The organism is Actinomycetota bacterium, assembly GCA_018333515.1.
Classification (GTDB): domain Bacteria; phylum Actinomycetota; class Aquicultoria; order Aquicultorales; family Aquicultoraceae; genus Aquicultor.
In genome coordinates this window covers 26,227-34,818 of record JAGXSZ010000018.1, presented here as the reverse complement: position 1 = coordinate 34,818, position 8,592 = coordinate 26,227, and the positions used below count along the sequence as shown (strand labels likewise).

At 54.9% G+C, this 8,592-nt stretch carries 6 protein-coding genes; all 6 read right to left on the bottom strand.

The features are described from left to right. Positions 1-304: 304 nt before the first annotated feature. Positions 305-1,795, bottom strand: a complete 1,491-nt coding sequence (locus KGZ93_04330) for an Rne/Rng family ribonuclease (protein MBS3908835.1) — start codon at positions 1,793-1,795, stop codon at positions 305-307. Next, on the bottom strand, positions 1,782-2,507 hold the full coding sequence (locus KGZ93_04325; GenBank protein ID MBS3908834.1) for a TIGR03936 family radical SAM-associated protein: 726 nt from the start codon (positions 2,505-2,507) through the stop codon (positions 1,782-1,784). Before KGZ93_04325 ends, KGZ93_04330 begins: the two co-directional genes overlap by 14 nt. A gap of 15 nt (positions 2,508-2,522) precedes the next feature. After that, on the bottom strand, positions 2,523-4,370 hold the full coding sequence (locus KGZ93_04320) for a TIGR03960 family B12-binding radical SAM protein (protein ID MBS3908833.1): 1,848 nt from the start codon (positions 4,368-4,370) through the stop codon (positions 2,523-2,525). Between the two features lie 170 nt (positions 4,371-4,540). Then, positions 4,541-5,386, bottom strand: a complete 846-nt coding sequence (locus KGZ93_04315; protein ID MBS3908832.1) for a DUF697 domain-containing protein — start codon at positions 5,384-5,386, stop codon at positions 4,541-4,543. Between the two features lie 114 nt (positions 5,387-5,500). Then, positions 5,501-6,625: a rod shape-determining protein RodA gene (rodA, locus tag KGZ93_04310; protein ID MBS3908831.1), complete on the bottom strand. Its 1,125-nt coding sequence runs from the start codon at positions 6,623-6,625 to the stop codon at positions 5,501-5,503. A 63-nt stretch (positions 6,626-6,688) separates the two neighbouring features. Continuing rightward, positions 6,689-8,590 carry a penicillin-binding protein 2 gene (mrdA, locus tag KGZ93_04305; GenBank protein ID MBS3908830.1) on the bottom strand — a complete coding sequence of 634 codons (1,902 nt, stop codon included), beginning with the start codon at positions 8,588-8,590 and terminating at the stop codon, positions 6,689-6,691. Positions 8,591-8,592 lie beyond the last annotated feature (2 nt).

The following is an 8,592-nucleotide window of genomic DNA, read 5'->3' as shown; positions in this document are numbered from 1 at the left end:
CTGCCGGTTTCTCCCTTGGTTTACAGGTATAGAGTGTAGTACCCCCTGTCAACATTTAATGCGTTTGTGAATTCTCGTACTTGCATGTGAAAATTTTAACTTAGTCCGCAAAAACAAAAAACAAGCCGTTTTCCGGCTTGTCCTTGCTTATTCGGTTTGTAGTTGTTATTATTGTTTATAAACATACGCCATATTACTTAAATAAGCACCGGTTGATATGTGAAGTATCGCTGACAGGAACTCTTGTAAATTACAATATAACAGCAAAGCGTTCGCTTCACAATAGCCCCAGGGGTATACAAAGTTATCCATGTCTGAACATTCTTTCTATTTGGTCCCCTGAACCTTCCTCTACCATCTCCGGCTTGCCGGGAGCGACGGTCTCCTCGAAGACCAGATAGGCCCTTTTGCCCCAACCCAGCTCCAAGATGTCGCCAGCCAACTTACCTTCGCGCTCAAGAAAACCCCGACTGTGCGGGTTGACCTTGAATATAAACGATTCCGCCGAGTGGGTGGCGGCAAATTTCTTGATTTGCCGATAGGTCTGAATCCCGAGAGTAGTCTCGGAGAGCACGACGCCGAGACCGCGACAGCGCGGGCAGGATTCAGCTTGGAAATCGAGAAGCCCCTGGCTTACGTTCTTTCGCGTCATCTCGACCAGACCGAGTTTGGATATCTCGATTACCCTCGTCTTCGTCCGATCCGTCGCCAACGCCGCGTTGAGCGTGGTGAAAAGCTCTTCACGATGGTCTAAGTCCTGCATATCGATGAAGTCTATGACGATGATGCCGCCTATGTCTCGCAACCGCAATTGTCGGACTATTTCCCCGGCCGCCTCCAAGTTGGTTTTGAAAATAGTCTGTTCGAGATTGGTCTTGCCTATATACTTACCGGTGTTGACGTCGACCGCGGTCAGCGCTTCGGTATGGTCGATGCTGATGTACCCGCCGGAACGGAGCCACACCTTGCGCCTCATCGCATTCTCGATATCCTGGTTGATGTTGTATTTATCGAATAAGGGCAACCCGTCGGTATATAAATCGACCTTTCGCTTGAGTTCGGGGTCGGTCGACTCGAGAAAATCGATGATTTGGCCGTGATCCTCTTTGTCGTCGATGAGCAGACGCTTGAAGTCATGAGAAAAAAGGTCTCTGACGATTCTTAGCGCTAGTTGCGGCTCCTGGTAGATGAGCTTGACCGGAGTGGACGATTTTACCTTGCGCTCTATCTTTCTCCAGTACAGCAGCAGCCGCTCGACATCTTCTCGGAGTTCCTCGACTTCGGCCCCCTCGGCCGCCGTGCGCGCTATCAGTCCTTTGTCGCGCGGCCTTATCTGTTCGCAAATCTCTTTAAGCCGGTGGCGCTCGTCTTCGGGCAGGCGTCGTGAAACTCCGAGAAAGCTCGAGTACGGCAAGAGAACCAGATAGCGTCCGGGGAGGGTTATCTGCGTGGTAACCCGGGCCCCCTTGGAATCCATCGGCTCTTTCACTATTTGCACGAGAATGTCCTGCCCCGGTTTGAGAAGATGCTGAATCGGCGGCATCGGCTCATCCTCGTTCTCCCTGGGGTATACGATCTCCTCGACATAGAGAAACGCGTTTCTCTCGATTCCGATATCAATAAAAGCCGCCTGCATCCCGGGCAAGATATCTTTGACCCTGCCGAGGTAGACATTACCGACAATCGATGGCGTTTCGCGGCGTTCCAGATATATTTCGACGAGTTCACGGTCTTCGAGAACGGCGGCCCTCGTCTCGAAGTCATCGACGGAGATCATCAGCTCACGACTTTTCACACTCACTTCCAATCGTCACATTTTTGTAGAAATCATAAATATCTATTAACGGGATATCCCGGTTAACATACTCCGCGACACGCTCTATGCTTATTACCTCTATATCCGGCATCTGGGGATAACTCTGAGTCAGTTTGTCGATTAAGACCTCCGGACGCACACTGTTTCTTTCACCAGCGGCAAGAATCATATGAAAAACGACTCTTCCGCCGCCCGCTTCCTCGGTATTCCAGCCTAAAATCGACTCCTTAGTATCTACCCGTTTTTCTTTTCCCTTATGTGTTATTAGCAGCCGCTCCTCGTTTCTTAAGAGCCCGACGAGCGATGCGAGTTCACCGGCACCAACTAACGTTTTGACCTCGACCTTATATGCCGCAGACTCAATAATGCTCGCTATGGACGGCTGCTTCTCCGCAATATATTTCGCCCTAAACACGCTCAATCCCTTCGGCAGCACGCGAGAAATCCGGCCGACTATATCGTCGTCACACAAAGTCGATTTGACTTCCGCGACGAGATACTCCGCGCGGCTGCTCGTACCGACCGGCAGCGGCGGCCCGTATGATATTTTAGGCCTCGGGTTAAAGCCGCCACTCGCCTCGACCTCGATACCGGCTCGACGAAATGAGCGCGCAAGCGCGCGAATGAGTTCGAGGTGCGACAGATATTTTAGAGGCCCGTCTTTCCCGTAATGCAGAAGTAATTTTGCCAATAGACCCATCTCCGGCTAAAAAATGATATTCTCCGCGTCCAGATTGGGACACACACCGCAATCGCCGCATCCGTCGAAGCGACAATCCGCGGTCGTCTCGCCGCGTGTCGCCCTGAGAAACTCGTCTCTCAAAAACTCCGCGTCGACGCCGGTTTCGATGTGGCTCCAGGGCAAGACTTCGTCGAAGCCCCGCTCTCTGCCGGCATAAAAAGAGCCTGCCAATCCGGCTTCGGCAAAAGCCTGCCGCCAGTTCTCGTAGTTGAACTCCTTCGTCCAAGCGTCGAACTTGCACCCTAAAAGCCAGGCGCGATATATCGCGTCGCCGACACGCCGGTCGCCCCTGGCGATAGCACCCTCCACCACGCTCGATTTAGCGTTATGCCACTTGAATGAGAGGTGCCTGCCCTTGAGCCGCGCGGCCAGATACCCTTGTTTCGCCTCGAATTCCTCGAGCGTATCCTGGGCGACCCATTGGAACGGCGTATGAGGCTTAGGCACAAACGCGGAAGCGCTGACCGTAACCGTAAGGCGAGACTTAGCCGCTCCCGAAAGCGTCGCCAACCCGGCCTCCACCACTTTTTGCGAAAGATCGACGATGCCCTCCAAGTCTTCTTCGGTCTCCGTGGGAAGACCAATCATAAAGTAGAGCTTTATTCTTTGCCATCCCTCCTGAAAAGCAAGGGTAACGGTATTTAGAACATCCTCTTCGGTGACGTTTTTGTTGATAAAATCACGCATCCGCCGGGTCCCCGCCTCGGGGGCGAATGTCAGGCCCGTCTTCTTGACTTTGGCTATCTCTTTTACCAGCCCTATAGAGAAAGCATCCACCCTTAGTGACGGCAACGACAGCGATACGTTCCGCCCGTCATACTTCTCGGACAGCTCTTTGAGGGTGCCGGCGACCGCGCTGTAATCGGCGCTGCTCAACGAGGAGAGAGATATCTCCTCGTAGCCGGTAGTCTCCAGTATCTGGGAGATGCCCGACACCACCTGCTCCTGCGTCCGTTCGCGGACCGGCCTGTATACAATGCCGGCCTGGCAGAAACGGCAGCCGCGAGTGCAGCCGCGCATCACCTCTACCGCACAGCGGTCATGGACCGCGTCCATAAACGGGACAATCGGCCGCTGTGGCACCGGAATGGCGCTAAAATCTTTTACGATACGCCTGGTTATCGAGGACGGTGCGCTTGGCGCCGCCTTTATCTTGCCGACTGTGCCGTCATCATTGTATTCGACGCTATAGAGCGTCGGGATGTAAACGCCCGGTATCCGGGCCAGGCGCCGCAAGGCCTCTTCCCTGCCGGCGCGCGCCCGCTTGAACTCTTTGACGGCGTCTACTAATTCAAAGATAAGCTCTTCGGCCTCGCCGACGACGAATACATCGATAAACGGCGTCATCGGCTCGGGGTTGACCGCCCCGGGCCCGCCCGCTACCACCAGCGGGTGCTCATCGCCCCTCTCGGCGGCGAGGACCGGAAGCCCGGCAAGGTCGAGCATGTTGAGAACATTCGTATAGATGAACTCGTGTTGGAGCGTGAACCCCAAGATATCGAAGTCGGCGAGCGCGGTGTGACTTTCGAGCGTAAAGAGCGGTATCGATTGCTCGCGCATGACGGCTTCCATATCGAGCCACGGCGCATACGCGCGCTCGGCGACGACGTTCTCCCCGCCGTTCAGGAGTTCATATAGTATCTGCAGACCCATATTGGGCAGGCCCACTTCATATACGTCCGGGTAGGCCAACGCTACGCGCACTCCCTCGCCGGTGACTGTTTTATGTACGGAGTTAAGTTCGCCGTTGATATAGCGGGTCGGCTTCTCGACCCTCCGTAAAACCCGCTCGACCCGCGGCCATAGGCTCATTCTTATACCACCTTAAAGCTCTTACTACAACTTGACGCTCCTAAAACAAACAGGGCAATCAGCTATTGCCCACACAATGTACTAAATTATCCGTTTTTTTGCAAAGATGCCGGGATGCTTACAATTTGCCGGCTGTTCGCGGCTCGGCTCGGCTCGGCGCGCCGCTTCTCTTAAGCAGGCTTCGAATCGAAGTATTTCTTCGCCGCCTCGCCCATCGCATAGGTGCCGCCATAAGCGATGCCGCCCTTTACCGCCCACCCCGCGACCGGAACTAAACCGAGAAGCTGCCGCGCGGCGGCTCGCAACACAAGGCCGCTTCCTATGACCGCCAATATCTCATTGAGACGCTTGGCGGTGAGTTCTTCGCCGTATGCCGCGGCCATCCTCATCACCATTCTCACCTGATTGAACGTCAAGAGCGGCATATCGGCTCCGGGCACAAAGACCGCGACCCCGATAAGCGCGTTCCGCCGGGCGGTCTCGGCGATGATGCTCTTTACGACTTCATCCCTGAACGCGGGTAGTTTTAACGCGAGCGATACCTCTTTTTTCGCCAGTTTCTTCACGACCGCCGGCATGATGGCCTTTGCGATAAGCCCGGCGTCCGGGGCGGAAACGAAGAGCATTCCGGCGCCGACGATTCTGAATAATTCCTTTAATTCGGCGGCGAACGCCTCATCGTAGTCGCTCCCGCCGACGACCACGAGCCGCGCCTGCGACATACGGGCCTGCTCGGCGACCGCCTTGAGCCGGCTCTTGCTTTCGCCTTTTTCCACGACCGCGATTGCCAGGTCGGCGCCGCGCAATTGCGCGCTCCGGTCTGCTTCTCGCTTATGTTCGCTCGCCCCGAAAACCGCCTTTTCGGCGGCATCTACCTGCAATAGCGCTATTATATCTACCTCTACTTGAGGTTTACCTATTATCGCTATCGAGATCGATTTTTCCGCATCCTTGCGGACGGTGTCGAGCGCCTTGTTCCAACTCTTGACCTTCTTAATCTTACCGTAGATAGACATGCCGCCCCCACCTGAGCAAATGAGATTCCTCGATCCGGATTCTTGCCTCTGAATCTATTCTACCTGGTCTATCGACATAATGAAACCGCCGCTAAACAAGGCGCGCGCAATCGTTTATTGGGAAAAGCGTCTGGCATAGACATTGAGCAACACACCGACTGCCGCCAGATGAGTGATGAGGGAGCTGTTGCCGTAGCTCATAAAAGGAAGCGGTATCCCGGTAATGGGCATAAGGCCGATGGTCATACCGATATTGACGATCATCTGAAACAACCATAGCGAAACAACCCCCGTGACGAGGAGCGTCCCGAAGTAATTCTTAGAATACGCGGCGGTACGAAGTCCCCTCATGATGAGTGTGAAGAAGAGGACGAGCAAAAAAGCGGTCCCTATGAAACCGAGTTCTTCGCCGACGACGGAGAAGATAAAATCGGTATGGCGCTCAGGCAAGAACTGCAACTTAGCCTGGGTTCCCGAGAGCAGTCCTTTCCCGCTGAACTGACCGGAGCCAATGGCTATCTTCGATTGCAAGAGGTTATAGCCCGCCCCCTGGGGGTCGTTGCTGGGGTCCACAAAGACCATTAAGCGGTTTATCTGGTACTCCTTGAAAAAGTTGAACTTGACAGCCACGAGCGTCAATAAAGAGCCCGCGATGGCGATATAGCCGAAGTATCGGGCCGGGAACCCGGCTACGAGCATCATGCCCACGAGAATGGCGATATAGCAGAGCGCCGTTCCCAAATCGGGCTGGACCATTACCAGGGTTAGCGGCAAGCCGATATGCGCCAGCGCCATCAGGGCGTCCCCGACACCGGGGAGCTGGTTTTTTCTTGTCGCAAAAAAACCGGCCAAGGTGATTATCAGCAATACCTTCGATATCTCCGACGGTTGAAGCTGAAAGCCGCCTACCTCAATCCAGCTTAACGCGCCCTTGTGCTCGACACCTATAAACAGGACGAGCGCAAGCATAAAGATGTTGAGTATGTAGAGAGGAGCATACGCGCTTCGCCACCGGTTATAGTTAGCTAAAGCGGCCGGCAAAAGAGCCGCGATGCCGATGGCCAGTGCCACAACCTGCTTCTTGATGAAGAAATACGGGTCGTCGCTGGTAGCGGCGTTCGATTGGGTTGCGCTATATACCATTACGATACTGTAGGCGACTAGAAGCACGACGGTCACAACGACCGTCAAATCGACCTTCTTATTTATACTCAAGATATCTATGTCTCTTAAACTCATTTGCGCATCTCCCACGAGACTGCCTGCAATTCATGCTTAGTTCTTTTGCGACCTCTGAGGCCTTTACCTTGAAGGGTCGTAAACATAGCCCGCTCCCCGGTCATTGAGACCGAAGGCGGCGGCTAATATCTTACGCGCCGCCGGTGCGGCAGTCGAACCGCCGCCCCCGCCCTGCTCCACCAGTACCACGACTACGAACTTGGGCTCATCGACGGGCGCGTAGCAGACAAACCACGCGAAGTCGTCTTTTCCGCGCACCTCGGACGTGCCGGTCTTGCCCGCTACTTTTATCGGAAAACCGTTGAACGCGCCGGCGCCGGTGCCCTGCTCGATCACTTTCTCGAGCGAGGATTGCGTATACGTTATTGTGTCCTTAGAGACAGGCAGTCTCTTCTTGTCTTCCGGCTTAGGCTTGAATTCACGTTTTACATTCCCGTCCCATGATATCATCGCTTTTCCGATATGAGGCCGGTAGACCATTCCGCCGTTTGCTATAGCCCCATAAAAAGTCGCGACCTGCAACGGCGTCGCGAGCACGTCACCTTGGCCAATGGCCATATTGACGGTATCACCCGGAAACCAGCGCCGGTACTCAGGGTTGTTCTTATTGAAATCGCGCTTCCATTCCTTGTCCGGGATTCGCCCCTGTGCTTCGGTCGCAAGGTCGACCCCGGTCCGCGCCTCAAAGCCAAGCGCTCTCGCCCAATACTGGAGACGCTCTCGCCCGTCTTTTTGAAAATTTTGCCCCATCACATAAAAAACGATGTCGCACGATTCGGCCATGCCGCCGAGCACTCCGATACCGCCGTGCCCGGAACGTTCCCAGCAGGCCTTGGCCCATTTCTTCCCAAGGCCATACCACACGCCCGTACAGTTGAAGCTATCGTCGATCGTAGCCAGGCCGTCCTCGAGAGCCGCTATCAACGTGACCGGTTTAAATGTCGAGCCGGGGGCATACGCCATCAGCGCTCGGTTGTTCAATGGGTAATTGTTCTCCTTCGCCGTCAGCTCATTCCAGTTCTTCTTGGATATTCCGCCGATAAAGAGTTCGGGATTGTATGTCGGGTTGCTCGCCATCGCGAGTATTTCACCGTTCCTCGGGTCTAAAACGATGGCGGCACCGGCGTCGGCGACAAAACGCTCGCCCGGCCCGCTGCGCGCGCGGTTCATCGCATCCGTGAGGGCCTGCTCGGCGGCTTTTTGTATCTTGAGGTCTATCGATAACATAAGATTGTGGCCGGGGACGGGGTCTTCATCCCTGATTACGCTGAGCGGGCGCCCGGATGCGTTAACCTCGAGCTGCCGGCTCCCTTTTTGCCCGCGCAACAGTCCTTCATATATATTCTCAACCCCGGTTTTACCTGTGATATCGCCGAGCAAATAGTCGCCGGTCCGCTCGAACTCCGCCATCTCCCGGTCGGAGATTTCGCCCAAGTATCCAAAGAGATGCGCGCCGAGTTCGCCGTGGGGGTAGCCCCGTATCGACTCGGTCACGATATCGACTCCCGGCAGCGACATCTTATGCTCTTCTATGCTCGCCAGAGTCTTGTCGTCGAGGTCGCGCTTGACGATTCTCGGCTTCAACGGGTCGGATTTCTTCTCCGTGAGCCGCTCCTTAATCTCATCCACACTCATGCGCAGAACGTCGCTCATCTTCTCGAGAAGTTCGGGGTCTTCCTTCGCGACCGCCGGAGATATCGACACGCCGATGCTGGGCCGGTTATCGACGAGCACCAGTCCGTTCCGGTCATAGATGATACCTCGCGGCGCCTCGACCGGTATGGAGCGGATATAGTTGCCTTGCGCCATCTCCATGTACTTCTCGCCGGCCATAACCTGCATAAACCAAAGCCGGCTTATGAGCACGAGAAACAGACCGACAACGATAAATGTCAGCACGACAAGCCGCGGACGCACATCGTCGGGTTTTGTGTTTTTGTCTAAAGTCACGTCAGTCAATTTCATAT

Bases quoted from the DNA above. Each gene is read 5' to 3' on its own strand.
- KGZ93_04320 (MBS3908833.1), bottom strand. From the start codon at position 4,370: ATGAGCCTATGGCCGCGGGTCGAGCGGGTTTTACGGAGGGTCGAGAAG.
- KGZ93_04315 (MBS3908832.1), bottom strand. From the start codon at position 5,386: ATGTCTATCTACGGTAAGATTAAGAAGGTCAAGAGTTGGAACAAGGCG.
- rodA (MBS3908831.1), bottom strand. From the start codon at position 6,625: ATGAGTTTAAGAGACATAGATATCTTGAGTATAAATAAGAAGGTCGAT.
- mrdA (MBS3908830.1), bottom strand. From the start codon at position 8,590: ATGAAATTGACTGACGTGACTTTAGACAAAAACACAAAACCCGACGAT.